The following is a 532-nucleotide window of genomic DNA, read 5'->3' on the forward strand; positions in this document are numbered from 1 at the left end:
GATTAATGAAATTGGAATTGGCGGTTTCGCCGCCCTTTCGACCTTGTCCAAGGCAACCGACCCAACGAAAGCTTCTTTGCCTTTTGATAAAAATCGCAATGGTTTCGTGATGGGAGAAGGAGGCGGCACGCTTATTTTAGAGTCGCTTGAACATGCTCAAAATCGCGGTGCTGAAATTCTTGGCGAATTAGTTGGTTATGGTGCCAGCGAAGATGCTTATCATATTACGAGTCCTGATCCGGCTGGAACCCAAGCAGCTAGAGCTATGCAATTGGCAATTGACGAAGCTGGTTTGAAGGCCGAACAAATTGGTTACATAAATGCTCATGGTACGGCTACTCATGGCAATGATTTTGCCGAAGCAGCTGCAATTAATCAAGTTTTTTCCAAGGACCAGCAAGTTCTTGTAAGTAGTTCTAAATCAATGACTGGTCATTTACTCGGTGCCGCAGGTGCGATTGAAGCAGTTGCGACTGTCAGCGCATTACGTGATGGACAATTACCAATTAATGTCGGTATTACAGAACAAGAT

1 protein-coding gene is annotated in these 532 nt (G+C 44.9%); it reads left to right on the plus strand.

Annotation, left to right across the window (positions count from 1 at the left end; genetic code table 11):
- The coding region (locus KH893_RS11670; RefSeq protein WP_281166263.1) for a beta-ketoacyl synthase N-terminal-like domain-containing protein at nt 1-532 on the plus strand (532 nt) is incomplete at both ends.

The organism is Liquorilactobacillus sicerae, from assembly GCF_029916425.1.
Lineage (GTDB): Bacteria > Bacillota > Bacilli > Lactobacillales > Lactobacillaceae > Liquorilactobacillus > Liquorilactobacillus sicerae.